The following is a 25449-nucleotide window of genomic DNA, read 5'->3' as shown; positions in this document are numbered from 1 at the left end:
TAGCTAGCCCACCCCTCACCCCAACCCTCTCCCCCTGAGGGACCCTGAGGGGGGGAGCACCCGAAACCGCTCTCCTCTTTGGCGTCCGTGGGCGCTTATTGTCCCGCCTCGCTATCCCCTAACGTCTCCACCGCATACTTCACTAACCCCGCTCGTCCTTCGATCCCGAGCTTGCGCTTCAGATTGAGCCGGTGCGTCTCCACCGTGCGCACCGACACCCCCAACTGCGCCGCAATCTCCTTGTTCGCCATGCCTCGCCCGATGCAGCCAAGGATGTCACGCTCGCGCCGTGTCAGCGCATCGAGCGGCCCCGGGCTCTGCTCGGCCATGCCGCGCGCGATGCGGGCGCTGTAGAACACGCGCCCGGCCAGCACCGACTGGATCGCCGCCATCAGTTCATCCGCTGGCGCGTCCTTCAGCACATAGCCCCGCGCCCCCGCGCGCACCGCCTGCCGCACATACTCCAGGTTGTCGTGCATCGACACGATCAGCACCGCCAGTTCCGGGTAGCGGTCATGCAACGCGGCCGCGAGCGCAATGCCGCCCATGCCGCGCATGCCGATATCGGTGATCACCAGGTCCGGCTGCTCGGCTTCGCCGGCCCGGTCGAGCCACGCCAGCGCGGCCTCGCCATCGTCGGCCTCGCCCACCACGCGCAGGCCCGGCTGCAGCGCCAGGTGCATGCGCATGCCGTCGCGCACCAGCGCGTGGTCGTCGATCAGCAGTACGCGGGCGGGTGCGTCGGTGCTTGTCTGGTCGGTATCGAAAAACGGGATCATGACTGCGAGGGTCCTGCTGAAACGGGATCGTGCGTGGGATGGTGCGGAAGCGCCGCGGTTTTGGCAGCGGGACTGGCAAGCGGCAGTGAGGCTATCAGCTCTGTGCCCCCCATGCCCGACACAATGCCAAACTCCCCGCCCAGCGCCGCGATGCGCTCGCGCAGGTTGCGCAGGCCGATGCCGCGCTGCGGGTCGAGCTGCATGCGGGCCACGTCAAACCCGCTGCCATCGTCGCGCACCGTCAGCCGCGTGGCATCGGCATCGAATGACAGCAGCACGCTGACGCGCCGCGCGCGCGCGTGGCGCTCGACATTGGTCAGCGCTTCCTGCGCGATGCGGAACAGCGCGGTGGCCTGTTCGTCGGGCAGCTCGCGCGGCGTGCCATGTTGTGTCACGGCGATCTCCAGCCGGCTGCCGCCCTGCATCTCGCGCGCCAGATGCTGGAGCGCGGCAAAGAGTCCCAAATCGTCCAACAGCGCCGGGCGCAGGTTGCGCGCCACGCGGCGCACTTCGTTGAACACGGTGTCGAGCCGGTTCAGCGCCATGCCCAGCACCGGTGCCACCGCGGCGCCTTCGGTCGGCGCCAGCCGCAGCCGGTTGGTGGCGGTTTCCAGCACCAGCTTGACCGATACCAGCAACTGGCTGATGCCGTCGTGCAGCTCGCGCGACAGCCGCGCGCGTTCCTCTTCCTGCGACTGCACCACGCGCTGCGCAAGCTGGCGCAGCTTGGCGTCGGCCTCGCGGTGTTCGCTGACATTGAGCGCCAGGCCGCTGGCGGCCACCAGCAGGATGCTGATCGCGGCGATCACGCCGATCCAGGCCATGGTTTCGCGGATATCGGTTTCGGCGCGGGCGTCGAGCTGGCGCAGCGTGCGCTCCACGTCATCCAGGTAGATGCCGGTGCCGAGCATCCAGCCCCATTCAGGCACCGCCACCACGTAGCCGAGCTTGGGCGCGAGCTGCTGCGACGAGGGTTTTTTCCATTGGTAGCGCACCGCGCCGCCGCCGTTGTTGGCCGCGGCGACCAGTTGCTGGATGGGCAGCGCGCCCTGCGGGTCGCGCATGCTCCACAGGTCCTGGCCCACCAGTTCGGGCTGGCGGGGATGCATCAGGTTGCGGCCCTGCAGGTCGTACAGGAAGAAGTAGCCGTCGGGGCCGTAATCGAGGCGGGCAAGTGCTTCCATCGCCGCGCGCCGGGTGTCGGCGTCGTTGCGGCCGGAGCGCACCAGCGGCGCGATCGCGCTTTGCGCCAGTTCTACGTAGTGGCGCAGCTCCATCTCCTTGCTCTGCAGATAGGCGGCCTCGACCAGCGCGCGCTCATGCTGCGCGAGCTGGGTAGCCTGGTAACGCACGGCGAGGGCGATGCCGAGCATGGCTACCGCAAGCGGCGCCACGGCAAGCAACAGGATCTTCTGGCGGAGTTTCATCAGACTTGCTCCTTCGTGGGCCATTTCTTGTCCCACTTGAGTGCGTGCTTCTGCGTGTCGTTGCAGAAGTTCCAGACGTAGTTCACCGCGCGGCTCTGCTGATCCTCTTCGTGCGACGCGATGCCGCCGCAGAGGCCGAAAGGTATCGCAGACCTTGGAATAAGGCAGTGGGATGCAGTGAATGCGGTGCCGTACATGATCGCGATGTGAACGCTGCGCTAAATATCCTTGCCCGATCGGGACATCGATCGCCTGCAGAGGGAATCTCCTCCCTTTAGGGAGGGGAGGATGTCAAACAGGACCGGGGGTAAACACCGACGCCGCACAGGCGGCATGCCACCGTCGATTTGCGTAGTTCTACGCAGAAGTACTGCGTAGTTACGCGCTTGTGCGGGGTATGGCGGGTGTCAATACTACACGCCGGACGCGCCGCCGCCCCAGCAGGGCGCGCGGGCCCACGCAGTTGGTGCACCGGCCACACCCGGAAGGTGCATCGCCTGCCTGCAAGACGAGATCCGGAAACGACGACACAACCGGGCGCGCAGCAGCGAAATCCACAGGAGACACCGTCACTACCGGATTGCCCCCGCTGCCCGCCCTCGGCGCATCCCGCTGCCGATCCTTGCCCGTTGCCAGTTGCCAGTCCTTCGCCGCCGCAGGCTTTCCAAAAAATCCCCGGTCTGAGGAGACCTTCACTATGAATCGCATCGGAGAACACCTGGTGTGGCTGGCCGTCGCCGTGCTCGGCGCGTTTGCCTTCGGCACCGTGGCGCTCGCGCGCGGCGAGGCCGTCAGCGCGCTGTGGATCGTGGTTGCCGCGCTCTGCATCTACCTGATCGCCTACCGCTACTACAGCCGCTTTATCGCCGACAAGGTGATGCAGCTCGATCCCAAACGGATGACGCCGGCCTGGCGCCATAACGACGGCCTGGACTACGTGCCGACCAACAAGGCGGTGCTGTTCGGCCACCACTTCGCCGCGATCGCCGGCGCCGGCCCGCTGGTCGGCCCGGTGCTGGCCGCGCAGATGGGCTATATGCCGGGCATGCTGTGGCTGCTCGCCGGCGTGGTGTTCGCCGGCGCGGTGCAGGACTTCATGGTGCTGTTCATCTCCACGCGCCGCGACGGCCGCTCGCTGGGCGACCTGGTCAAGTCCGAGATGGGCACGATCCCGGGCATGATCGCGCTGTTCGGCTGCTTCATGATCATGGTCATCATCCTGGCGGTGCTGGCGCTGATCGTGGTGAAGGCGCTGGCCGACTCGCCGTGGGGCACGTTCACCGTGGCGGTGACGATCCCGATCGCGCTGTTCATGGGCATCTATACGCGCTATATCCGCCCGGGCCGCATCGGCGAGGTGTCGGTGATCGGTTTCGTGCTGCTGATGCTGGCCATCATCGGCGGCCAGTACGTGCACGAAAGCGCCGTGCTGGCGCCGCTGTTCACCTATGACGGCAAGGCGCTGACGTGGATGCTGATCATCTACGGCTTTGTCGCCGCCGTGCTGCCGGTGTGGCTGCTGCTGGCGCCGCGCGACTACCTGTCGACCTTCCTGAAGATCGGCACCATCATCGCGCTGGCGGTCGGCATCCTGATCGTCGCCCCGGACCTGAAAATGCCGGCCTTCACGCAGTTCGCGCAAGGCGGCGGGCCGGTGTGGTCGGGCAACCTGTTCCCGTTCCTGTTCATCACCATCGCCTGCGGCGCGGTGTCGGGCTTCCACGCGCTGATCTCGTCGGGCACCACGCCCAAGCTGCTGGAGAACGAGACCCACGCGCGCTTTATCGGCTACGGCGCGATGCTGGCCGAATCGTTCGTCGCGATCATGGCACTGGTGGCCGCCTCGGTGATCGAGCCGGGCGTGTACTTCGCCATGAACAGCCCGGCGGCCGTGATCGGCACCACGCCGGAAGCGGTGGCGCACGCGGTGTCGACCTGGGGCTTCGTGATCACGCCTGATGTGCTGGTGCAGACCGCCAAGGACGTCGGCGAGAACACCATCATCTCGCGCGCCGGTGGCGCGCCGACGCTGGCCGTGGGCATCGCCCATATCCTGCACCAGGTGGTGGGCGGCCAGGCCATGATGGCGTTCTGGTACCACTTCGCCATCCTGTTCGAGGCGCTGTTCATCCTGACCGCCGTCGACGCTGGCACCCGCGCCGGCCGCTTCATGCTGCAGGACTTGCTGGGCAGCTTTATCCCGTCGATGCGCAAGACCGATTCGCTGGTCGCCAACCTGACCGCCACCGCGTTGTGCGTGGCGGCCTGGGGCTACTTCCTGTACCAGGGCGTGGTCGATCCGCTGGGCGGCATCAACACGCTGTGGCCGCTGTTCGGCATCTCCAACCAGATGCTGGCCGCGGTGGCGCTGGTGCTGGGCACCTGCGTGCTGGTCAAGATGAAGCGCGGCCAGTACGCCTGGGTCACGCTGGTACCGACCGTGTGGCTGCTGATCTGCACGCTGACCGCCGGCTGGCAGAAGCTGTTCCATGCCGACCCCAAGGTCAGCTTCCTGACCCACGCCGCCAAGTTCAGTGCCGCCATTGCCGAAGGCAAGGTGCTGGCCCCGGCCAAGTCGATGGAGCAGATGCACCGCATCGTCTTCAATGACTACCTGGACGCCGGCCTGTGCGCGCTGTTCATGCTGGTGGTGCTGTCGATCGTGTTCTACGGTTTCAAGACCGCGCTGCAGGCGCGCGCCGCGAAGCGCCCGACCGACAAGGAAACGCCGTTCGAGCCGCTGCCGGGCGCCGCCTCGGCCCAGTCCTGATACCGGAGCCCGCCATGCTGGAACAACTCGGAACGATGGGGCGCTACCTGGGGCAGTCGCTCAGGCTGATGGTCGGGCTGCCCGACTACCAGACCTATGTCGCCCACATGGAAAGCACCCACCCGGACCGCGAGCCGATGAGCTACGAGGAATTCTTCCGCGAGCGCCAGGAGGCACGCTACGGCGGCGGGCAGGGCAAGTGCTGCTGAACACTTAGGCGGCCCAACCGCGGGGTTGGCCGCATACAAAGCAGACAGGCGATCACATGATCGCCTGTTTTTTCATGATGTGTTGTATTTCCGCTGCGCATTTGTAACTCGTGAAGGCTGTTTCTGTAGAGGGTTACAGGCCTTTACAGGTGGTTACAGCAAGGGTTCGGCGGCTTATCTACACTTGCGTCACATCATGGCAATTCGAGGAAAAAACATATGACTCGCCATTCCGTTCGCAACCTGACCATTGCCCTTGCCCTGGCGGCCAGCGCGCTGCCGGCCTTCGCGGGCGACATGAATAACGCCCTGGGCGGCGCACTTGGCGGCGTCGCCGGTGCCGCGGTGGGCGGTGCGCTGGGCGGAAGCACCGGCGCGGTGATCGGTGGTGCAGTGGGTGGCGGCGCCGGCGGCGCGGTGACCTCGAACCGCCGTGAGCGCACTGGCGCCATCATCGGCGGCGCGCTCGGCGGCGGTGCTGGTACCGCAGCGGGTAACGCCATGGGCGGCCGCACTGGCGGGTTGATCGGCGCCGGCCTGGGTGGCGGCGCGGGCGCGGCACTGGGCGGCAATATCTCGCGCAGCAACTCGTACGAAAATGATCGCCACCGCCACGGCTATTACAAGAGCCACTACAAGCGCAAGAAGCACAAGCACCATCATCGCCACAACTACGACGACTAAGCCGCCGGAGTCTGGCAGGGTAAAACAGGAACGGGCCGCAATGGCCCGTTTCTTATTTGCAGTGTCTGGCATAATCGTCGGCACTATTACGCCAACGCGCCGCAAGCGGAAACAAAGAAGCCCGCAACCGGTGGCCGGGTGCGGGCTTCTTCTCCAATAAAGTCGGAGAGGCCGCCGTGGCACTCTCCCAGAGACTGTGGAGACCAGTTGAAACAGCGGGGGCCGGCTGCGGCCCTCAGGCGAGCGTCAGAGCGGCGCGCGATCGCCAACGGTTTCGTAGCGGGCCCCTTCGGCGAAGGTGTCGAACTTGCCGGTGCGGGCGCCGTCGGTGAAGGCGTCGAACTTGCCGGCCTTGGCACCGTCGGTGTACGGGTCGAACTTGCCGACCTTGGCGCCGTCCGCGTAGACGTCGAACTTGGCGCCATCGGTGAACACGTCGAAGTTGCCGTTCTTGGCAAAGGCCGGCGCGGCCGACAGGGCGGCGGCGAGGGTGGCGACAGCGATCAGGGCGTAGCGTTTGGTTTGCATGATTCAGGGCCTTCTATCTGGCTGGACGCCTGGATCGTCACATCGACGAGAGACTATGTTGCATTGCGGCATCCGATGGCTAGATATTAGGCATTTCCCTCATATCAATAAATATCGGGAGCCACAATGATTAGTTTTAGTTCGAACAATAAAACAGGCTGATTGCGTAAAAATTCAGCGCAGAACCGGGAGACTATGTCATGGATCGCCTGCAATCGATGCGTGTGTTTTCCAAGGTGGTGGAACTGGGAAGCTTCGCGCGTGCAGCGCAGCAGCTTGAAATGTCCAACGCCGTGGTCACGCGCTACGTGGCCGACCTGGAAAGCCACCTCGGCACGCGGCTGCTGAACCGCACCACGCGCAGCCTGTCGCTGACCGACGCCGGCGAAACCTACCTGCAGCGCTGCCAGCAGATCCTTGAGGATGTGGAAGAGGCCGAGAGCGTGGTCACCGCGCGCAGCCAGTCGCTGTCGGGCACGCTGCGGCTGGTCACCCCGGTGATGTTCGGGCTGCACTTGCTGCCCGACCTGCTGTCGCGCTTCCAGCAGCTATACCCGGATGTGGTGTTCGACGTGATCCTGTCGGACCGCAATGTCGATATCGTCGAGGAAGGGCGCGACGTGGCCGTGATGCTGTCCGACCTGGGCCTGGGCTCGCACCTGGTGGCGCGTCCGCTGCTGTCGGCCGAAGTGATCCTGTGCGCGTCGCCCGGCTATGTGGCCGCGCACCCGCCGCTGCGCCATGCGCACGAACTGACCCACCACCGCTGCATCGCGATGCGCCTGCCCAGTGCCGAGCACGAATGGACGCTGCTGGGCCCCGAGGGCGAGCTGACCGTGCCGATCCGGCCCGGGCTGCTGTGCAGCAACGCCGAGCTGGCGCACCAGGCGGCGCTCGCAAATATGGGCGTGGCGATGCTGTCTTCCTACCTGGCGCGCCCCAGCATTGAATCCGGGCGCCTGGTGCATGTGCTGCCGCAATACCAGCTGCCGCGGCGCGATGTCAGCGTGGTCTATCCCAGCCGCAAGTTCCTGCCGACCAAGGTACGGGCGTTTATTGATTTTCTGCTGGAGGAAGGGCAGGTGCGGGGGAAGGAAGTGGAGCAGGCACCGGCAGTCGCTGCGCACGCTGTGCGTACCTGAGCGGCCTGAAAGACCTGTTGGGTACTCCCTCTCCCGCGTGCGGGAGAGGGTCGGGGACAGGGCGGGCGTGTCGACGAAGTAACCCGCGGCGGTATGCCACTGCCTGCCCTCTCCCCCGGCCCCTCTCCCGCAGGCGACGCAGGCGGGAGAAGGGAGCAGGCCCTCAGCACGCAAGCTTCGTCAGGATCGCCCGCCCGACCGCTCTTACTTCCCAGCCGCCGTCGCACGCGACTTCTTTGCCGCAGGCGTCTTGGCCGGAACCTTCTTGGCCGCGGTCTTGGTGGCCGCAGCCTTCTTGGCAGGCGCCTTGGCCGCTGTCTTGCTGGCCGCGGTCTTCGTCGCCGGCGCCACCTCAGCCTCATCCTCTGCCGCACCGCGCGATGCCGCCTTGGCCGTGGTCTTCGCCGCCGTCTTGGCGCCCGCCTTGGGCTCGCGCGCCTCGAACTCGAAGCCGATCTTGCCGTCCGGCTGCTTGACCAGGAAGGCCTTGAAGTTGCGTCCCGTGCGCGACGACTTGAAGCCGGTCAGCAGGTCGGTCTTGCCGTCGTTGAGCAGCTTGCCGATCTGCTCGCGGCTGATCTCCTGCTGCAGGATGATCTTGCCGGTGGTGAAGTCGCAGCTCTTGGGGCTGGCCACGCTGTTCTCGCAGACATACTTCATGCCGTGCTCGAACACCGCGCCGCCGCACTTCGGGCAGGTGCCCACCGGCTCTTGGCCGCTGAAGTCGACCGGCTCGCCATCGCCCTCGTCATCGTTCTGGCCGAAGTCGAATTCCATCTTGAAATGGCCGTCGTCGTCCTTGCCGAGCTTCAGGATCGCGGCGAACGGACGGCCCATCTTGCTGCGGAAGCCCTGCAGCGGACCGATCTCCTTCTTCAGCAGCAGTTCCTCGACCTCTTCGATTTCGAACTGGCGCCCGCCCGGGATCTTGCTGATCGAGAACTCGCACGCGGTGCAGGCAAAGCGGCGGTAGTTCTCCTTGACCTGCCCGCCGCATTGCGGACAAGGCGTGTCCAGCGTGGCGTAGTCGCCCGGGATGGTGTCGCTGTCGTATTCCTTGGCGCGCTTGACGATCTGCTGCGTCATCTGCGCGATCTCGAGCATGAACTCGTCGCGCTTCAGGCGCCCGCGCTCGATCTGAGAGAGCTTGTGCTCCCACTCGCCGGTCAGTTCTGCCTGCGTCAGTTCCTGCACGCCCAGGCCGCGCAACAGCGTCATCAGCTGGAACGCCTTGGCGGTGGGGATCAGCTCGCGGCCTTCGCGCACCAGGTATTTTTCCGTCAGCAGGCCTTCGATGATGGCCGCGCGCGTGGCCGGCGTGCCCAGGCCCTTGCCGGCCATGGCTTCGCGCAGCGCGTCGTCGTCCACCAGCTTGCCGGCGCCTTCCATCGCGGACAGCAGCGTGGCTTCGTTGTAGCGTGCAGGCGGCTTGGTCGTCAGGCCCACGCTCTCGACCTTGTCGGTCTTGACCTTCTCGTCCTTGCCCACCGGCACCAGGTTGGCGGCATCCTTGTCGCCCTGCGCCTCGCGGCCGTAGATCACCAGCCAGCCCGGGTTGACCAGCACCTTGCCTTCGGTCTTGAAGTGGTGGCCGGCAACTTCGGTGATACGCGTCGTGACCTGGAACTCGGCCGCCGGGAAGAACACGGCGAGGAAGCGGCGCACGACCAGGTCATACAGCTTCTGCTCCGGCTCGGACAGGTTCTTGGGCGCCTGCAGCGTCGGGATGATGGCGAAGTGGTCGCTGATCTTGCTGTTGTCGAAGATCTTCTTGTTCGGCCGTACCCAGCCCTGCGCCAGGATTTTCTTGGCATGCGGCAGGTAGTTGGGCGAGCTGTCGGCCAGCATGTCCATGGTCTGCTTGACCGTGTCCATGTAGTCCTCGGGCAGCGCGCGCGCGTCGGTACGCGGGTAGGTCAGGACCTTGTGCTTTTCATACAGCGCCTGCGCCAGTCCCAGCGTGTTCTTGGCCGAGAAGCCGAAGCGCGAGTTGGCCTCGCGCTGCAGCGTGGTCAGGTCAAAGAGCGCCGGCGACTGCTGCGTCGACGGCTTGGATTCTTCGGTGACGGTGCCCGGCTTGTCGCGGCAGGCGGCAACGATGCTCTTGGCCTCGGCCTCGCTCCACAGGCGCGACTCGCGCGCCTCGGGATCGAACTCGCTCTTCTTGAACTTGGGGTCGTACCAGCGGCCTTCGTACAGGCCGGCGGCGGCGATGAACTCGGCGCGCACTTCCCAGTAGTCGCGCGGCACGAAGTGCTTGATCTTCTCTTCGCGCTCCACCACGATCGACAGCGTCGGCGTCTGCACGCGGCCCACGGTAGTCAGGAAGAAGCCGCCGCCCTTGCTGTTGAAGGCGGTCATGGCGCGCGTGCCGTTGATGCCGACCAGCCAGTCGGCCTCGGAGCGGCAGCGCGCGGCGTCGGCCAGCGGCAGCATGTCTTCGTCTTCGCGCAGGCTGGCAAAGCCGTCGCGGATCGCCTGCGGCGTCATCGACTGCAGCCACAGGCGGCGGATCGGCTGCTTGGCCTTGGCCTGCTGCGCGATCAGGCGGAAGATCAGCTCCCCTTCGCGCCCCGCGTCACAGGCGTTGATCAGCGCGGTCACGTCCTTGCGCTTGATCAGGCGGTTCAGCACCTTCAGGCGCGACTCGGTCTTGGGGATCGGGCGCAGGTCGAAATGCGGGGGGATCACCGGCAGGTTGGCGAAGCTCCACTTGCCGCGCTTGACTTCATATTCGTCCGGCGCGGCGATCTCCACCAGGTGGCCGACCGCCGAGGACAGCACGTATTCATCGCTCTCGAAATACTCGTCGTGCTTGGTAAACCCCCCGAGGGCACGGGCGATATCCGCCGCGACCGACGGTTTTTCCGCGATGATGAGGGCTTTTGACATGGGAAAGGGTCCTTGCGAGCCGCTTCCGGCAACCCGCTAATGCACTGCAAACGAAGTAATCAGAACGCCGGGAGGCTTTGAGGCGCCAATAATAAGCGCGCTTTCGACGGCGGTGCAAGCAAGCGCCGCCACCGCCCCACGCGCCGCCTACGCGGCGCTGCGCCCCCCGGCAAGTAACCATTCAAGCACTTGCGGCACGTCCCCGGCACTCGCCGGCATGGCCGCGCCGCGGCTCAGCATGCGCTCCAGCACCTCGATGTGCGGCAGCAACGTGCCGTAGAACTGCGGCGTGCCGCCCGACGCGGACTGCACCAGCAGCGTCGGAAAGTTCTCGATATCGATATCGTCCAGCGCATCCGCATGGGTCTCGATATCGACCCAGACAAAGCAATCCTCCGGGTGGCGTTCGGCCAGGGCCGTCAGCGCCACCAGGTAATCCCGGCAGGTGCCGCACCACTGCGCGCACAGGCAGGCGACCAGGCGGCCCTGGGGCCGCGCCGCCAGGCACTCGGCGATGGCGTCGGCATCACGCTCGGGAAAGTAAACGGTCATGGCATCGGAAAACATGAGGCGCCCGCGGCACGCGGTCAGCCGGCGATTGTATCGGTAATGCGCTCCGGCCCCTTTTTTCGCGGATTCAGCCCGCTCAGGCAAGGCGGCGGAACAGGTTTCCCGGTAGACGCTCGGCGTGGCCGGCCAGTTCCAGCTCAAGCAGGCGCGCGGCGACGGCTTCCGGTCGCTGGCCACTGCGCTCGCACAGCGCGTCCAGCGTAACCGGATCGTAGCCGAGAGCGGCGAGCAGGGGGTCGGAGGGGCCGGCAAAGTCAGAAAAGTCCGTTGGCTTGGCCAGCTTGGCCGGCACAGCGTCGGGCGCTGTGACAACCGGCAGCGGCTCCATCTCCTCCAGCACGTCCTGCAGGCATTCCACCAGCTTGGCGCCCTGGCGGATTAGCAGGTGGCAGCCCCGGGACAGCGGTGCGTGGATCGACCCCGGGATCGCAAACACTTCGCGCCCCAGATCGGCCGCCAGCCGTGCCGTGATCAGCGAGCCCGAGCGCTCCGCCGCTTCCACCACCAGCACCCCGTGCGCCAGCGCCGCAATGATGCGGTTGCGGCGTGGAAAGTTGCTTGCCAGCCCGCGCATGCCGAGCGGGAATTCGGTGACGATGGCGCCGCGCTCGGCCAGCTCTTGCGCCAGTGCAAGGTTGTCGCTGGGATAGACGCGGTCGGCACCCGTACCCGTTACGGCGACAGTGCCGCCGCAGCCGAGCAGGCCACCGGCATGGGCCGCCGCATCCACGCCCAGCGCCAGACCAGACACCACCGCCAGTCCGCACTCCGAAAGCGCGCGTCCGAACGCCTGTGCATCGCGCTTGCCCTGCTCGGTGGCGCCGCGCGCGCCGACGATGGCCACGGCGGGGCGCGCCAGCAGTGCGGGATCGCCTTTGATATATAGCAGCGGCGGCGGATCGGGAAGGTCGAACAGGCGGCGGGGATAGGCGTTGTCGCCCAACGTGACCAGGTGGTGGCCCGGCTTGTCGAGCCAGGCAAGCGTGCGTTCGGCCAGCGCCGACAGCGCCGCCGCGGGCGCGGCCAGTACCGCGCGCGCATGCTTTTTCGGCACGACCGCGGCCAGCGCCTCCAGGCTTTGCGCCAGCACCTGCTGCGGCAGCCCGAACGCGGCCAGCAGCAAGCGCACGGTCACCGGGCCAACCCCGGGCGCGCAGGCCAGCCGCAGCCAGGCCCGCACGTCCTCGGGATCGCGCGTGCTGTCCTGCCCGGCGGCACCGGCCGCCTGCAATGCGCCCACCAAGGCCGGCTCAGCGCGGCGAGGTGGCGCGATCGCCGACGGCGATCACGTTGGAGGCGTCGGTAACAAATGCGTAGGCGACGCCGGGGAATACGCGGAAGACAAAGGCCAGCCCGTAGCGCTCATCGGGCAGCCGGATGGTGCGGTTGCTGTCGGTCCGGTCACGCACGGTTTCGCCGGTGCGCGACAGCGCCAGCACGTGGCCCGGCTCGAGCCCCGCCTTGCTGCCAACGTTGAGCACCACCACCTGCTTGGCGCCGCCGAATTCCACGCCGCCATAGACCTTGGCCACGCGGCCGTCGACCTCGGCATCGGGTGCGTGCGGCACGTAGCGCACCGCTTCGCGCGCCGGCTGCGGCATCAGCAGCGTGCCCACGCCCATTTCCTGCTGGGCCTGCGTGACCTGCATCGTCGAGACCGCATCCGGGCCCTGCGCGCTGCGCGCCAGCCGGGCGTTGCCTTCGTATTCCGCTTCGTAGCCGAGCACGGCGTTGGTCACCGGATCGCGCACCGGGGTGACGGGGCGGTAGGCCTGCCAGTCGCTGCCCGGCGGCGCGTCGACGGCGATGCCGCGCGCATAGGCATTGTCGTCGGGGCCCAGGAAGACGCGCGACTCGGGCACCGCGACGATGCGCGCCGAGGTGGCGAGCGTGCCTTCATCGACCACCAATGGGCGGATCAGGAAGGGCTCGATATCGGTGGCGGCGATGCTCTGGATGGCGGCGCTGTCGACAGCGCCGCCGCGCACGCGCGGCGACAGATGCACGGTGCCGCTGCCGCCCGGGGTGGTCGACAGCCACGCGCGGCCGTCACGCTGGATCAGGTACAGGACCTGGCCCGGGTAGATCAGGTGCGGGTTGCGGATCTGCTGCTGGTTCATGCCCCACAGCTCGGGCCAGCGCCAGGGCTGACGCAGGAAGCGGCCGGAGATTCCCCACAGCGTGTCGCCGGTGCTCACCGTGTACTGCGACGGCGCGTTCTGGGCCAGCTCTGAAACGGGGATGCCCTGCTGGGCGGTGCGCCGTGCCTCGGCCTGTTGTGCCGGCGTCACCGTCAGGTCCGCGGCCAGGGCCGGAACGCTGGCCGCGGCAGTGAAGCCCGCGACACTCAGCATCGCACCGGCAAACTTAGGGGTGAACGCGTGCAGCCTGCGGCCCGACGCCGCCTGGTGTTCTTTGGTAAGATCGCGCATTTTCCTGACCGGCCAACGGATCGGCCGGATTGACCCGGGAGAGCGTGCCTGCTGCGGCGCGCCTTGAATTTTTGTACTTGCGCCCCGATTCTGCATGTAAACACTGGACGCCGCAACGCGACCGGTGCGCCGGCATCGGCCGGCGTTGCGCCCTAGCATCATGGCAAAACTCGACATCCTGACCTACCCCGATCCCCGCCTGCACACCGTCGCCAAACCCGTGGCGGCCGTGGACGACCGCATCCGCCAGCTGGTCAAGGACATGGCGGAAACCATGTACGAGGCGCCCGGCATTGGCCTGGCCGCCACGCAGGTCAACGTGCATGAGCAGGTGGTGGTGATCGACATCTCCGAGACGCGCGACCAGCTCCAGGTCTTTATCAACCCGCAGATCGTCTGGGCCAGCGACAACCGCAAGGTGTGGGAAGAGGGCTGTCTGTCGGTGCCCGAGGTCTACGACCGCGTCGAGCGCCCCGACCGCGTGCGCGTGCGCGCGCTCAACGAGAAGGGCGAGACCTTCGAGCTGGACGCCGACGACCTGCTGGCGGTGTGCATCCAGCACGAGATCGACCACCTGCGCGGCAAGGTCTTCGTCGAGTACCTGTCGCCGCTCAAGCTCAACCGCATCAAGAGCAAGCTGCAGAAGCGCGAACGCACCCGCATGTAAGCGGCCCCCTGCGCGACGTCCCTTCACAAAGATGTAACAGCCCGCTGCAATCCGCGCACTGGCGCGTGGCAGCCGCGCGGGGTCTGTTATCTTTATGACTTCCGAAGAACAAAGTTACCGGCCGCTATAGCGACGATAGCGGCCGGTTCTGCTTTAGGCCCCAAAGCCGTTAAGCCCGGACCCTGCCATGCCGCAAGCCTCCCAAGCCAGACCCCTGCGTGTCGCCTTTGCCGGCACGCCCGAGTTCGCGCGCGTCGCGCTTGAAGCCATCCACGCCGCCGGCTTTCCCGTCGTCGCCGTGCTGACGCAGCCGGACCGGCCCGCCGGCCGTGGCATGCAGCTCCAGGCCAGCCCGGTCAAGCAATATGCCGTTGCCAACAGCCTCGGTCCGGTGCTGCAGCCGCGCTCGCTCAGGCGCCAGGGGAAATATCCGGAAGAGGCCGCCGCGGCCATCGGCACGCTGGCGGAGATCGCGCCGGACGTGATGGTGGTCGCGGCCTACGGCCTGATCCTGCCGGCCGAGGTGCTGACCCTGCCGCGGCTGGGCTGCCTCAATATCCATGGCTCGCTGCTGCCGCGCTGGCGCGGTGCCGCGCCGATCCACCGCGCCATCGAAGCGGGCGATGCCGAAACCGGCATCACGCTGATGCAGATGGACGAGGGCCTCGATACCGGCGACATGCTGACGCGCGAGGCGGTGCCGATCGGCCCCGACGACACCACCGGCTCGCTGCACGACACGCTGGCCGCGCTGGGCGCGCGCATGATCGTCGCCGCGCTGGCCGAGTTGGCCGCGGGCCGCGCGCTCACCGCGACGCCGCAGCCGCAAGCCGGCGTCACCTACGCCGAGAAAATCGCCAAGGACGAGGCCCCGCTGGACCTGCGCCGCCCCGCGGTGGAGCTGGCCAACCAGGTGCGCGCGTTCAACCCGTTCCCGGGCGCGACGGTGCAGGTCGGCGATACCGTGATCAAGTGCTGGCACGCGCTGCCGCTGGCCGCCGCCAGCAGCCTGCCGCACCCGCCCGGCACCATTCTGGCCGCCGATGCCGCCGGCATCCTCATCGCCTGCGGCGACGGCAGCGCGCTGCAGGTCACCGAGCTGCAGAAGCCCGGCGGGCGCCGCCAGCCGGCGCAGCAGTTCCTGCAGGGCATGCCCCTGCCGCCCGGCACGCGTTGCCTGGTGCCCGGCAACGAGGCGGCGCAGGCATAATCAGGCGGCGTTCTCCACGCGTGGCGGCGCAAGCCCCGGCAACAAGTGCCGGCCAGGGCGCCCACGGAATGCGCGCGCGCCATGTTTGCCTGAAGAACCGTTGAATTTTCGGGGATCGCCCCCTATCTAAGGGTCATCGCGCCCGACTTCGTGGCGGTGCGCACGACTACACGGAGATCACCGCAATGTTCAACTGGGTCAAGACCTTCATGCTGATGGCGGCCATCACGGCGCTGTTCATCGTCATCGGCGGCATGATCGGCGGGCGCAGCGGCATGATGTTGGCGCTGCTGATCGCGCTGGGCATGAACTTCTTCTCCTACTGGTTCTCGGACAAGATGGTCCTGCGCATGTACAACGCGCAGGAAGTCGATGCCGGCAGCGCGCCGCAGTTCTACGGCATGGTGCAGGACCTGGCGCAGCGCGCCGGGCTGCCGATGCCGCGCGTGTACCTGATCAACGAAGACGCGCCCAACGCGTTTGCCACCGGCCGCAACCCGGAACATGCCGCCGTGGCGGCCACCACCGGCATCCTGCGCGTGCTGTCCGAGCGCGAGCTGCGCGGCGTGATGGCGCATGAGCTGGCGCACGTGCGCCACCGCGACATCCTGACGTCGACCATCGCCGCCACCATGGCCGGTGCCATTTCGGCGCTGGCCAATATGGCGATGTTCTTCGGCGGGCGCGACGAGAACGGCAACCGCAGCAACCCGATCGCCAGCATTGCCGTGGCGATCCTGGCGCCGCTGGCGGCCTCGCTGATCCAGATGGCCATCTCGCGTGCGCGCGAGTTCGAAGCCGACCGCGCCGGCGCCGAAATCAGCGGCGACCCGCAGGCGCTGGCCAGCGCGTTGGACAAGATCCACCGCTATGCGCAGGGCATCCCGTTCCAGGCGGCCGAGGAGCACCCGGCCACGGCGCAGATGATGATCATGAACCCGCTGTCGGGCGGCGCCATCGCCAACCTGTTCTCGACCCACCCGGCCACCGAGGAGCGCATCGCGCGCCTGATGCAGATGGCGCAGACGGGTGCCTACCCGGTCTGACGGCCGGATCGCCGGCGCTCCGACCTCCCTGCGGGGCCGGAAAACCGGCGCAAACCCGCGCACAGGGTAAACTGCCCGCTGTTTCCGCATGGACGGCGGGCTTTTTCATGGCCCCGCGCCGGCCTGCGTGTCGATTCACCCCTGCTTTCCTGCCTTAGTTGCTGCCCGACCGATATGCGCCTGCCTCCCGATTCGCTTGCCTTCCAGATGCTTGGCGCCGCCGCCGCTGTGCGTGCCGTCAGCGAAGGCACCGCCTTGCCTCAAGCGATCGAGGACGCCGCCGCGCAACTGCGGCTGGACCGCGTGCGCGATGCCGCCACGCGCGGCGCGCTGCAGGACATCGCCTATCGCACCATGCGCCAGTTCGGCACCGCGCGTGCGCTGGTGACCAAACTGGTGACGCGTCCGCCCGGCGCGCAAGTGGATTCGCTGCTGGCCGTGGCGCTGGCGCTGCTGCTTGAGCATGCACCCGGTGCGCGCGACAAGGACAATGCCGACAAGGACGATGCAGGCGCGGGCCGCGCGGGCTACAGCACCTTCACGGTGGTGGACCAGGCCGTCAGCGCCGCCGCCTCCGAACCCAAGACTGCGCATGCGCGCGGGCTGGTCAATGCGGTGCTGCGCCGTTTCCTGCGCGAACGCAAGGCGCTGCTGGCCGACGTCAATCGCGACGAGCAGGCGCGCTGGAACCTGCCGCCATGGTGGCTGCGCATGCTGCGCGAAGCCTACCCCGACCAATGGATGGCGCTGGCCGCCAGCGCCAACGTGCGCCCGCCGATGACGGTGCGCGTGAATACCGCGCGCGTGTCGGTGAAGCAATACCAGACCGATCTTGCCAACGCCGGCCTGGCCGGCACCGTGGTCGGCCCGCAGGCCGTGCGGCTGGTGCGCGCGGTGCCGGTAACGCAGTTGCCGGGCTTTGCCGAAGGCGTGGTGTCGGTACAGGATGCCGGCGCGCAACTGGCCGCGCCGCTGCTGGAGGTGGCCGATGGCATGCGCGTGCTCGACGCCTGCGCCGCGCCCGGCGGCAAGACCGGCCACCTGCTGGAGCTCGCCGATATCGACGTGACCGCGGTGGAAAGCGATCCGCAACGCGCTACCCGCATCAACGAAAACCTCGCGCGCCTGGGCAAAGAGGCAAAGATCGTGGTAGGCGATGCCAGCCGCCCCGCCGACTGGTGGGACGGCCAGCCCTTCGACCGCATCCTGGCCGACGTGCCATGCTCGGCCTCGGGCATCGTGCGCCGCCATCCGGATATCCGCTGGCTGCGCCGCGAAACCGATATCGCCAAGCTGATCACCGAACAACGCCGCATCGTCTCGCAGCTGTGGCCGCTGCTCAAACCCGGCGGCATCCTGGTCTACGTCACCTGTTCTATTTTCCCAACGGAAGGGGAGGAGCAGGCGCGCTGGTTTGGTGCACAGCTAACAGATGCGATACGATTGCAGGCGCCAGGGCAGCTCCTGCCCGGTACCCGAACCACCCAAACGACGCAAGCGGCCGGCGAACAAGGAGAAAAGGAAGCCGGCCACGCCAGCCTGCCATCCGATCACGATGGCTTCTTCTACGCCCGCTTCCAGAAACGCGCCTGATCTGATCCGATGCTGAGCACGCCGCGCCTGTCAGACTGCCGCGCTATCGTGGACACTACCGCGGACAAGGCGGCGGACACGGCGCGCCCGCATCCGCGCCACGGCGGCACGCAGAGACGTGGCGTGCTGGCCCGCTGGTGCCTGGCCCTGGTGCTGGCACTGGCACTGGCAACACTGCTGCTGCGACCGTCCCCTGCGCAAGCGCAGGTGATCGAGGCCACCGAAGCGCGCATCGAATACCAGGACGGCGGCTTCGAACTCGCCGCCAGTTTCGACTTCGATTTGCCGCCCGCGCTCGAAGACGCGTTGCACAAGGGCATCTCCCTCTATTTCGCGGTCGATTTCCAGCTCACGCGCTCGCGCTGGTACTGGTTCGACGAGAAGCCGGTCAACACCACCCGCAGCGTGCGCCTGTCGTACCAGCCGCTGACGCGCCAGTACCGCGTCTCCACCGGCGGGCTGCAGCTGCCGTTCATGCGGCTCAAGAGCGCACTGCAATTTATCCAGCGCGTGCGCGGCTGGCGCGTGTTCGAACGCAATGCGGTCAAGCTGGGCGAGAGCTACCACGCCGAAGTGCGCATGCGGCTGGACCTGTCGCAACTGCCCAAGCCGTTTCAGATCAATGCCGTGAATACGCGCGACTGGAACCTGGCTTCGGACTGGCGCCGCTTTGTCTATACGGTGCCGACCGACCTGAACGCGGTCCCGCCACCACCACCGGCTTCGCCGCCGCCGCCACCGCCCGCGCCACCGGCGCCTGCACCGGCCCCGGCCCCGGCGCCCGCCTCGCCGCCGCTTCCTGCGTCGCCCGCCATGCCCGCGCCTGCTTCCGTGCCGGGCGCGCCCGCCGCTGCGCTGGATCCGCGCGGCGCCGTCTTCATGCAGGCGGTATCGACGGCGCTGTCGCCTTCGCTGCTGGCGCAGCCGCAGTCGGTGCAGCCCCTGTCGCTGCAGTCCCTGTCGGTGCAGCCCATCCCGAGCCAGCCATGAACACCTCGATGTGGGACAGCCGGTTCCGGCGCGTGCTGTATCGCGTCGTGGCCGGTGTCATCGTGTTCCTGGCGCTGGTGCTGGTGGGGCTGCTGGCCGGCGCGTCGGCCAATACCGAATTCTTCGATCGCTATTTCACGCTGCTGTTCAAGGTGAACCTGGTGATCGGCGCGCTGCTGGTGCTGACCGTGGGCGCGCTGGCGGTCACGCTGTGGCTGCGCTATCGCCGCGGCAAGTTCGGCACGCGGCTGATGACCAAGCTCGCCGTGTTCTTCGGTGTGGTGGGCGTGCTGCCCGGCGTGCTGATCTACCTGGTGTCGCTGCAGTTCGTGTCGCGCAGCATTGAATCGTGGTTCGACGTGCGCGTGGAGACCGCGCTCGAAGCGGGCCTGAACCTGGGCCGCTCCACCATCGACAGCTCGCTCGCCGACGTGCAGGCCAAGGCGCGCCTGATGGCCGACCAGCTCACCGGCGCGTCGGGCGTGTCGTCGTCGCTGCAGCTCAACCGCTTGCGCGAGCAGTACGGCGTGCAGGAAGCGGCGATCTTCACCGGCAGCGGCCGCGTGCTGGCCAGCGCGTCGAGCAACTATGCCTCGCTGGTGCCGGACCTGCCGTCAGGCGTGCTGGCCGAACAGGCGCGGCTGGCCGGCGGCTATGCGGCGGTGGAGGGCGGCACTGATCCGTCCAGCGACAGCCCGCCTGCCGAGCGCGTCGACAGCAGCCACCTGTACCGGCTGCGCGTGATCATCCCGCTGGGCGTGGCGCCGGCAGCGGCCGAGGACGCCGGCACAGGCGCGAGCGCGCCGCGCGTCGCGCCGAAGTCGCGCTGGGCCGGCTCGGGCCTGTCGGTCGAGCGCCGCCCGGAAGAATCGCCGTCGAGCGGTTTCGGCCTGGTCGGCGAGACCGTGCGCGAAGAGCGCTACCTGCAGGTGGTGCATCCGGTGCCGGCGGTGCTCGCGCGCAATGCCGACGAAGTCCAGCGCGCATACCAGGAATACCAGGAGAAGGCGCTGGGCCGCACCGGCCTGCGCAAGATGTATATCGGCACGCTGACGCTCACGCTGTTCCTCGCGGTGTTTATCGCGGTGATGCTGGCACTGCTGCTGGGCGGTCAGCTCGCGCGGCCGCTGCTGATGCTGCTGCAGGGGACCAAGGAAGTGGCCGAGGGCGACCTGTCGCCCAAGCGCGAACTGAAGAGCCGCGACGAACTGGGCATGCTGACGCAGCAGTTCAACCAGATGACGCGCCAGCTTGCCGAGGCACGCCTGGCGGTGGAAGAGAACCGCGCCGCGCTGGAGCAATCGAAGGCCTACCTGGAAAGCGTGCTGCAGAACCTGACCGCGGGTGTGCTGGTATTCGACCGCCGCTTCGTGCTGATCACCGCCAACCCCGGCGCCGAGCGCATCTTCCGCCAGCCCTTCGCGGCGGTGCTGGGCCTGCCGGTGGAGCAGATCCCTGGCATGGGGCCCTTCGGCGAGATCGTGCGCCAGGCCTTCTCGGACCAGAACACCAGCGAGGTGCTTGGTGGTGCCGAGCACTGGCAGAAGCAGATCGAACTGCCGCAGGGTAATGAAGAACAACCGCTGACGCTGCTGGTGCGCGGCGCGCGCCTGCCCGGCGGCGAGCGCGACGAGCCCGGCTATGTGGTGGTGTTCGACGATATCTCCGATGTGATTTCCGCTCAACGCTCGGTGGCGTGGGGCGAAGTGGCGCGCCGCCTCGCGCACGAGATCAAGAACCCGCTGACGCCGATCCAGCTCTCCGCCGAGCGGCTGCAGATGAAGCTCTCGCCCAAGCTCGAAGGCTCCGATGCCGACGTGCTCAAGCGCGGCGCCGCCACCATCGTCAACCAGGTGGCCGCGATGAAGCGCATGGTCGATGACTTCCGCGACTACGCGCGCACGCCGCCCGCGGTGCTGCAATCGCTGCAGCTCAACAGCCTGGTGGCGGACGTGCTGCACCTGTACGGCATCGACGACCCCGCCGTGCACGAGCACCCGGTGATCCATCCGACGCTGGGTGCGGGCCTGCCTGAAATCAAGGGCGATCCCACGCAGCTGCGCCAGGTTATCCACAATCTGCTGCAAAACGCGCAGGATGCGGCCACCGAGAACGTGGCGGCGGGTAGGGCGGCGCCCCATATCACTCTGAACACCGAGACTGTAGAATACAAAGATTCTGCCGGCGAAAACCGGCAGGCCGTCAAGCTCACCATTGCGGACAATGGTCCCGGCTTTGCACCACGTATCCTGAGCCGTGCGTTCGAGCCCTATGTGACCACGAAAGCCAAAGGCACGGGTCTCGGGCTCGCGATGGTTAAAAAGATCATTGACGAACACGGTGCGCGCATCGAGCTGCGCAATCGCATGGAAGGTGCGGAGATCGTCGGTGCACAGATCTCGATCCTGTTCGTTAAACTGGCATAGTCAAACATTGGCGCCCGGTCCCGGGACGCTGCGGTGGGGTTAAGAGGGGAAGTATGGCAACGATCCTCGTAGTCGATGACGAAATGGGAATCCGGGAGCTGCTCTCGGAGATCCTCAGCGACGAAGGCCACGTGGTCGAACTCGCGGAAAACGCGCAACAGGCGCGCGAGTACCGCGCGGCAGGTACGCCTGACCTCGTGCTGCTCGATATCTGGATGCCCGATACCGACGGCGTGACACTGCTCAAGGAATGGTCCGCGCAGGGTCAGCTGACGATGCCCGTCATCATGATGTCGGGCCACGCCACCATCGACACCGCGGTGGAGGCGACCAAGATCGGGGCATTGAATTTTCTTGAGAAACCGATCGCGCTGCAGAAGCTGCTGTCCGCGGTGGAGCAGGGCCTGGCGCGCGGCATCGAACGCCCGCGCGGCGCCACGGCCACGGCCGCAGCACCGGCCACCGCGCCCTCCGCCGAGGCCGGCAGCATCGCCGCCGCGCCTGAAGCCACCGCCGAGGCCGCACCCAACGGCAGCCCCGCACGCGTGCCCGAGGCCGAGATGCAGTTCTCGTTCGACATGCCGCTGCGCGAAGCCCGCGACCTGTTCGAGCGCGCCTACTTCGAATACCACCTGCTGCGCGAGCACGGCAGCATGACCCGCGTGGCCGAGAAGACCGGTCTCGAGCGTACCCACCTGTACCGCAAGCTCAAGCAGCTCGGCGTCGAACTGGGCCGCAACAAGCCGGAGCCCGCGGAACAGTAAGGCAGTGACGCAGATGACGCTTGACTGGCCAAAAAAGTCCAGTTATAGTTTCGCTTCTTTGGCCCGGTAGCTCAGTCGGTAGAGCAGAGGATTGAAAATCCTTGTGTCGGCGGTTCGATTCCGTCCCAGGCCACCAGAACAGAAAAAGCCCGGCTCTTGCAGCCGGGCTTTTTGCTTTGTGGCCGCGCTGCAGGCATTCATGCAGCGCCAGGCCAGCGCCACACCTTCATCACACATCCCCCTGACTCTACCTTGCGACCCGAATCAAGGGCGCCGCACGCGTGCCCGCGCATCGTGTGGCTTCGCCGCTGAAGCACCCCGCACATCGCATGTTGCGTAGGCTCGCCCGCCTGCCCAGCCTGCCAGACAATGGCATTGAACAACTTGCAACAGACAATCCAGAAGTAAATATCTTCTACTTGGCACCCGATCTATGTATCTCTAGGATTCCCTGATGTCCTGCCATGCGGCAGGGCGTACCGAGCCGGTCAAGCTGCGCCGATAAAGCGGACACCCCGGCCCAGGGCTATCGTTTCCTTACCGGGGCGGCTGATGGATACGTTGATCGGGAATGACAAGCGCTGGGCGCACGAGAGCTCCGGCAGCGAGCGCGGATTGTGGAAGAGCACCATGGCGGCGGCCAGTCATGCGCTGGGTGCGGCGGGGCGGATGCAGCAGGCGGTGACGCAGACGCTGAAGCTGCAGCACAAGATCCGCGACCTGCGCGACGAGCTGCACAAGGCGGAAGCCGAGCGCGACGTCTACCGCGAGCTGCATGCGCGCACCGTCGAAGAGCTGCACCACGCCATCGACCGCAGTCCGGCTGAAATGCAGCGGCTGCGCACCGAGACCGAGGCGATGCAGGTGCGCCACCGCGCCTACAAGCTGCTGGTGCGGCATTACATCCGCCTGGGTACGCCGATCGATCCGGCGGTCTTTGCCGACCAGCGCAGCCGTGTGCAGCAGCACATCCTGTTCCAGCGCCGCAAGGGCATTCCGGTATCGCAGATCAGCGTCGAGGACATCGCGTTCCTGTTGCGCTGATATCGGGCCCCCGCGGGCCGCGATTCGATACCCGGCGTCCGCACACAACAAAGCCGCCACGCATTGACGCGCCCCGGGCGCGAACGGAACACTGTCGCGTCCGCGCGTAACCTTGCGCGCGGGCTTGCCACTGTCTCGCCACCGTTCGAGGCGTCGTCTCAGGCGACGTTGTCCATCTTGCCGCTGCTCGTTCCTTTCACCGTTCTTGCCGCAATGTTGCGGGCGATCCCTTGCCGCGCCCGTTCGCCACGATGCCTCGCCCACGGAGCGCAGCGATGAGTACGCTGGCGCGACGCCTTGTAGCGGAAGGACTGGGCACGGCGCTGCTGGTGGCGATCGTGGTGGGCTCGGGCATTCGCGCCGAGCGCCTTGCCGCGGGCGATACCGCGCTGGCGCTGCTGGCCAATTCGCTGGCGACCGGTGCGGGGCTGGTGGCGCTGCTGGTGTCGCTGGGACCGGTGTCGGGCGGTCATTTCAATCCGGTGGTGAGCCTCTCCGCGCTGGTGCAAGGCGTGCTGTCGCCGCGCGATGCGCTGCGTTATGTGCTGGTGCAGGTGGCCGGCGGCATCTGCGGCGTGCTGGCCGCGCATGCGATGTTCGGTGAGCCGGCGCTGGCGTGGTCGGCGCAAAGCCGTACGGGTGCATCGATGTGGTGGAGCGAATGCGTGGCCACCTTCGGGCTGGTCGGCGTGGGCATCGGCACGCTGCGCAGCCGGCCGCAACTGGTGCCGTTCGTGGTGGCGGGCTATATCACCGCCGGGTACTGGTTCACGTCGTCGACATCATTCGCGAATCCGGCGCTGACCATCGCCTGCGCGCTGACCGATACCTTTACCGGGATCCGGCCCGAGGATGTGCCGGGCTTTGTGCTGGCGCAGATCGGTGGCGGGCTGGCGGCGACGCTGCTGTTCCACTGGCTGTGCCGCAAGCCCGTGCCCGCGAGCGCGGAGACAAAGCCGTCGCGGCGCGGCTGGCGCGCCGCGCCTACCAGCGCCGATTGAGCTGCACGCCGAAGATCGAGCCGCTGGGCTGCGTGGCCCATGCGTCGGCGGGCGCGGTATAGCCGATACCGTCCACATCGGACGCTCGGCTGTAGGTGTAGAACGCGCGCAGGTTGGCGTTGCCGGCCGACTTGCCCAGCGTCAGCGTGGGGGCCACGGTCAGCGCGGTGCGCTGGCCGCTGACGCCGAAGCCGGACGAGATCTGGTCGTGCGACACCTCGAAATTCAGCCGGAACTGATCGCTGGCGATATAGGCGGGCCGCAGCCGCGTGGTGGTCCATTGCATCGTGCCGACCGGCGAGCGGTCGAACTGCAGGCTCTGTTCCACCGCCCCGCTCAGCCCCGAGCGTCCTTTCCATTCGATCGATTCGGCCACGCGCGTGCGCGACAGCGACGGGCCCATGCCCGTATAGCCCGTCATGGCGTTGCGCGAACCTGAGCCGAACTGCACGCCGAAGCGATTGGTGCCGAACAGCACGCCTTTCTGCTCATGCAGCGCTGACGCCCACCACGCACCGCCGGTGTCTTCCAGCATCGGCTGCGCTTCCACGCGCGTAAAGCCAAGCTGGACCGAACCCTTGTCGTTGGTATTGATCGGCGCGGTGCGCACCGAGTGATAGCTCGGCAGGTTCTGGCCGTTCTGGTCGGCCCGCGCGGTGTACTGGTAGTTCAGGCCGATATTGCCGATCACCTTGGCATTGTCGATGCCGAAGCGCATTGCCGTGGAATTGGGCGGCAGCAGGCCGGACGACATCAGGAACGGCGCGTTGTCGCGGCGGCCGGCCCACATGGTGCCACCGTCCAGCACCGCGAGGCCGTTGACGGCCGTATAGAACTGCGGCACCAGCGCATAGGGGTCGACCGCGGCCGGTCGCCCGTTGACGGTAGTGGCATCGGTACCGCGCGCCTGCGCAATGAACATCACCTGCGCGCCGCCATCCAGGTCGAGCACCGACTCGCGGATCTTGACCTCGCCGGCGCTGCGGCACGCGAGCCCGTTGCCGAACCCGCTTGCCAACGCGCCGCCGGGGCAGGCGCGCATGGTAGTTGGGCGATCCTCGACCGCGGCGCGGCCGCTGTAACTTAGGCGCCACACCGAGTCCACCGCCGGATCGTCGGCCGGTAGCTGCGAGTGCAGGACCGGCGGCGCGTCCGCTGGCCCTTCCGATGGCGCCTGCGAGCCGGTCTGCGCGGTGCCGTCCGCGGTCCGGGCAGGCGGCTCGGCCTGGAACTCGCCCAACCGGGGCGGGAACAGCACCAAGGGCGGCGGAGGCG

At 67.3% G+C, this 25449-nt stretch carries 21 protein-coding genes, 1 tRNA gene and 1 pseudogene; 15 read left to right on the top strand and 8 right to left on the bottom strand.

The window, feature by feature from the left end; translation table 11 throughout:
* Window positions 1–95: 95 nt before the first annotated feature.
* A complete protein-coding gene (locus AB1I47_RS29610) occupies window positions 96–779 on the bottom strand; it encodes a response regulator transcription factor (protein WP_354687250.1) in 684 nt (227 codons plus the stop codon).
* The gene (locus AB1I47_RS29605) at window positions 776–2206 is read right to left on the bottom strand and encodes a cache domain-containing protein (RefSeq protein WP_354687249.1); all 1431 of its coding nucleotides are present in this window, start codon (window positions 2204–2206) and stop codon (window positions 776–778) included. Before AB1I47_RS29605 ends, AB1I47_RS29610 begins: the two co-directional genes overlap by 4 nt.
* 132 nt (window positions 2207–2338) lie before the next feature.
* Here AB1I47_RS29605 and AB1I47_RS29600 point away from each other — a divergent pair.
* From AB1I47_RS29600 to AB1I47_RS29585, 4 genes and pseudogenes are all read left to right on the top strand, one after another.
* A pseudogene (locus tag AB1I47_RS29600) lies at window positions 2339–2484 on the top strand (zinc ribbon domain-containing protein); the annotation flags it as partial.
* 419 nt (window positions 2485–2903) lie between these two features.
* Window positions 2904–4976, top strand: a complete 2073-nt coding sequence (locus AB1I47_RS29595; protein WP_354687248.1) for a carbon starvation CstA family protein — start codon at window positions 2904–2906, stop codon at window positions 4974–4976.
* A 14-nt stretch (window positions 4977–4990) separates the two neighbouring features.
* A complete protein-coding gene (locus AB1I47_RS29590) occupies window positions 4991–5185 on the top strand; it encodes a YbdD/YjiX family protein (RefSeq protein WP_010811333.1) in 195 nt (64 codons plus the stop codon).
* A 219-nt stretch (window positions 5186–5404) separates the two neighbouring features.
* Window positions 5405–5869 carry a hypothetical protein gene (locus AB1I47_RS29585; protein ID WP_354687247.1) on the top strand — a complete coding sequence of 155 codons (465 nt, stop codon included), beginning with the start codon at window positions 5405–5407 and terminating at the stop codon, window positions 5867–5869.
* A gap of 246 nt (window positions 5870–6115) precedes the next feature.
* Here AB1I47_RS29585 and AB1I47_RS29580 read toward each other — a convergent pair whose 3' ends face one another.
* Window positions 6116–6397 (bottom strand): hypothetical protein, encoded by a 282-nt coding sequence (locus tag AB1I47_RS29580; protein ID WP_354687246.1) that lies wholly within the window; start codon window positions 6395–6397, stop codon window positions 6116–6118.
* A 200-nt stretch (window positions 6398–6597) separates the two neighbouring features.
* Here AB1I47_RS29580 and AB1I47_RS29575 point away from each other — a divergent pair, with 200 nt between their 5' ends.
* The gene (locus AB1I47_RS29575) at window positions 6598–7539 is read left to right on the top strand and encodes a LysR family transcriptional regulator (RefSeq protein ID WP_354687245.1); all 942 of its coding nucleotides are present in this window, start codon (window positions 6598–6600) and stop codon (window positions 7537–7539) included.
* Between the two features lie 204 nt (window positions 7540–7743).
* On the opposite strand, the gene AB1I47_RS29570 is transcribed toward AB1I47_RS29575, so the two are convergent.
* The 4 genes from AB1I47_RS29570 to AB1I47_RS29555 all read right to left on the bottom strand — a co-directional run bounded on the left by AB1I47_RS29570 (window position 7744) and on the right by AB1I47_RS29555 (window position 13433).
* Entirely contained in the window at window positions 7744–10431 is a 2688-nt protein-coding gene (locus AB1I47_RS29570; protein WP_354687244.1) for a DNA topoisomerase III, read from the bottom strand.
* Window positions 10432–10578: 147 nt separating this feature from the next.
* The gene (locus tag AB1I47_RS29565) at window positions 10579–10983 is read right to left on the bottom strand and encodes a thioredoxin family protein (RefSeq protein WP_354687243.1); all 405 of its coding nucleotides are present in this window, start codon (window positions 10981–10983) and stop codon (window positions 10579–10581) included.
* A 94-nt stretch (window positions 10984–11077) separates the two neighbouring features.
* Window positions 11078–12244 carry a DNA-processing protein DprA gene (dprA, locus tag AB1I47_RS29560; RefSeq protein WP_354687242.1) on the bottom strand — a complete coding sequence of 389 codons (1167 nt, stop codon included), beginning with the start codon at window positions 12242–12244 and terminating at the stop codon, window positions 11078–11080.
* Window positions 12245–12251: 7 nt separating this feature from the next.
* Complete coding sequence (locus AB1I47_RS29555) at window positions 12252–13433, bottom strand: LysM peptidoglycan-binding domain-containing protein (protein WP_354687241.1); 1182 nt, start codon at window positions 13431–13433, stop codon at window positions 12252–12254.
* A gap of 160 nt (window positions 13434–13593) precedes the next feature.
* On the opposite strand from AB1I47_RS29555, the gene def reads away from it, so the two are divergent.
* The 10 genes from def to AB1I47_RS29505 all read left to right on the top strand — a co-directional run bounded on the left by def (window position 13594) and on the right by AB1I47_RS29505 (window position 24174).
* A complete protein-coding gene (gene def, locus AB1I47_RS29550; RefSeq protein ID WP_354687240.1) occupies window positions 13594–14100 on the top strand; it encodes a peptide deformylase in 507 nt (168 codons plus the stop codon).
* 187 nt (window positions 14101–14287) lie between these two features.
* Window positions 14288–15310, top strand: coding sequence for a methionyl-tRNA formyltransferase (gene fmt, locus AB1I47_RS29545; RefSeq protein WP_354687239.1), 1023 nt, complete (start codon window positions 14288–14290; stop codon window positions 15308–15310).
* A 185-nt stretch (window positions 15311–15495) separates the two neighbouring features.
* A complete protein-coding gene (gene htpX / locus AB1I47_RS29540; RefSeq protein ID WP_354687238.1) occupies window positions 15496–16356 on the top strand; it encodes a zinc metalloprotease HtpX in 861 nt (286 codons plus the stop codon).
* A 174-nt stretch (window positions 16357–16530) separates the two neighbouring features.
* Entirely contained in the window at window positions 16531–17949 is a 1419-nt protein-coding gene (gene rsmB, locus AB1I47_RS29535) for a 16S rRNA (cytosine(967)-C(5))-methyltransferase RsmB (protein WP_354687237.1), read from the top strand.
* 9 nt (window positions 17950–17958) lie between these two features.
* Window positions 17959–18939, top strand: coding sequence for a DUF4390 domain-containing protein (locus AB1I47_RS29530; protein ID WP_354687236.1), 981 nt, complete (start codon window positions 17959–17961; stop codon window positions 18937–18939).
* Entirely contained in the window at window positions 18936–21365 is a 2430-nt protein-coding gene (locus tag AB1I47_RS29525; protein WP_354687235.1) for a PAS domain-containing sensor histidine kinase, read from the top strand. The genes AB1I47_RS29530 and AB1I47_RS29525 overlap by 4 nt, the downstream gene beginning before the upstream one ends.
* 53 nt (window positions 21366–21418) lie before the next feature.
* Entirely contained in the window at window positions 21419–22129 is a 711-nt protein-coding gene (locus tag AB1I47_RS29520; RefSeq protein WP_354687234.1) for a response regulator, read from the top strand.
* Between the two features lie 60 nt (window positions 22130–22189).
* Window positions 22190–22265 (top strand) — tRNA-Phe (locus AB1I47_RS29515).
* Between the two features lie 416 nt (window positions 22266–22681).
* The gene (locus AB1I47_RS29510; RefSeq protein ID WP_354687233.1) at window positions 22682–23173 is read left to right on the top strand and encodes a hypothetical protein; all 492 of its coding nucleotides are present in this window, start codon (window positions 22682–22684) and stop codon (window positions 23171–23173) included.
* 275 nt (window positions 23174–23448) lie between these two features.
* The gene (locus AB1I47_RS29505; RefSeq protein ID WP_354687232.1) at window positions 23449–24174 is read left to right on the top strand and encodes an MIP/aquaporin family protein; all 726 of its coding nucleotides are present in this window, start codon (window positions 23449–23451) and stop codon (window positions 24172–24174) included.
* On the opposite strand, the gene AB1I47_RS29500 is transcribed toward AB1I47_RS29505, so the two are convergent.
* Window positions 24158–25449 (bottom strand): carbohydrate porin (locus tag AB1I47_RS29500; protein WP_354687231.1); only part of this gene is annotated, 1292 nt, incomplete at its 5' end. The two genes, AB1I47_RS29505 and AB1I47_RS29500, sit on opposite strands and share 17 nt — an antisense overlap.

The organism is Cupriavidus necator, from assembly GCF_040578825.1.
GTDB classification, from domain to species: Bacteria; Pseudomonadota; Gammaproteobacteria; order Burkholderiales; family Burkholderiaceae; genus Cupriavidus; species Cupriavidus necator_E.
The sequence above is the reverse complement of the archived record's forward strand: the minus strand, read 5'-3'. Positions and strand labels throughout refer to the sequence as shown.

Coding starts and splice junctions, on each gene's coding strand:
- AB1I47_RS29610 (WP_354687250.1), bottom strand. CDS start 779: ATGATCCCGTTTTTCGATACCGACCAGACAAGCACCGACGCACCCGCC.
- AB1I47_RS29605 (WP_354687249.1), bottom strand. CDS start 2,206: ATGAAACTCCGCCAGAAGATCCTGTTGCTTGCCGTGGCGCCGCTTGCG.
- AB1I47_RS29595 (WP_354687248.1), top strand. CDS start 2,904: ATGAATCGCATCGGAGAACACCTGGTGTGGCTGGCCGTCGCCGTGCTC.
- AB1I47_RS29590 (WP_010811333.1), top strand. CDS start 4,991: ATGCTGGAACAACTCGGAACGATGGGGCGCTACCTGGGGCAGTCGCTC.
- AB1I47_RS29585 (WP_354687247.1), top strand. CDS start 5,405: ATGACTCGCCATTCCGTTCGCAACCTGACCATTGCCCTTGCCCTGGCG.
- AB1I47_RS29580 (WP_354687246.1), bottom strand. CDS start 6,397: ATGCAAACCAAACGCTACGCCCTGATCGCTGTCGCCACCCTCGCCGCC.
- AB1I47_RS29575 (WP_354687245.1), top strand. CDS start 6,598: ATGGATCGCCTGCAATCGATGCGTGTGTTTTCCAAGGTGGTGGAACTG.
- AB1I47_RS29570 (WP_354687244.1), bottom strand. CDS start 10,431: ATGTCAAAAGCCCTCATCATCGCGGAAAAACCGTCGGTCGCGGCGGAT.
- AB1I47_RS29565 (WP_354687243.1), bottom strand. CDS start 10,983: ATGACCGTTTACTTTCCCGAGCGTGATGCCGACGCCATCGCCGAGTGC.
- AB1I47_RS29555 (WP_354687241.1), bottom strand. CDS start 13,433: ATGCGCGATCTTACCAAAGAACACCAGGCGGCGTCGGGCCGCAGGCTG.
- def (WP_354687240.1), top strand. CDS start 13,594: ATGGCAAAACTCGACATCCTGACCTACCCCGATCCCCGCCTGCACACC.
- fmt (WP_354687239.1), top strand. CDS start 14,288: ATGCCGCAAGCCTCCCAAGCCAGACCCCTGCGTGTCGCCTTTGCCGGC.
- htpX (WP_354687238.1), top strand. CDS start 15,496: ATGTTCAACTGGGTCAAGACCTTCATGCTGATGGCGGCCATCACGGCG.
- rsmB (WP_354687237.1), top strand. CDS start 16,531: ATGCGCCTGCCTCCCGATTCGCTTGCCTTCCAGATGCTTGGCGCCGCC.
- AB1I47_RS29530 (WP_354687236.1), top strand. CDS start 17,959: ATGCTGAGCACGCCGCGCCTGTCAGACTGCCGCGCTATCGTGGACACT.
- AB1I47_RS29525 (WP_354687235.1), top strand. CDS start 18,936: ATGAACACCTCGATGTGGGACAGCCGGTTCCGGCGCGTGCTGTATCGC.
- AB1I47_RS29520 (WP_354687234.1), top strand. CDS start 21,419: ATGGCAACGATCCTCGTAGTCGATGACGAAATGGGAATCCGGGAGCTG.
- AB1I47_RS29510 (WP_354687233.1), top strand. CDS start 22,682: ATGGATACGTTGATCGGGAATGACAAGCGCTGGGCGCACGAGAGCTCC.
- AB1I47_RS29505 (WP_354687232.1), top strand. CDS start 23,449: ATGAGTACGCTGGCGCGACGCCTTGTAGCGGAAGGACTGGGCACGGCG.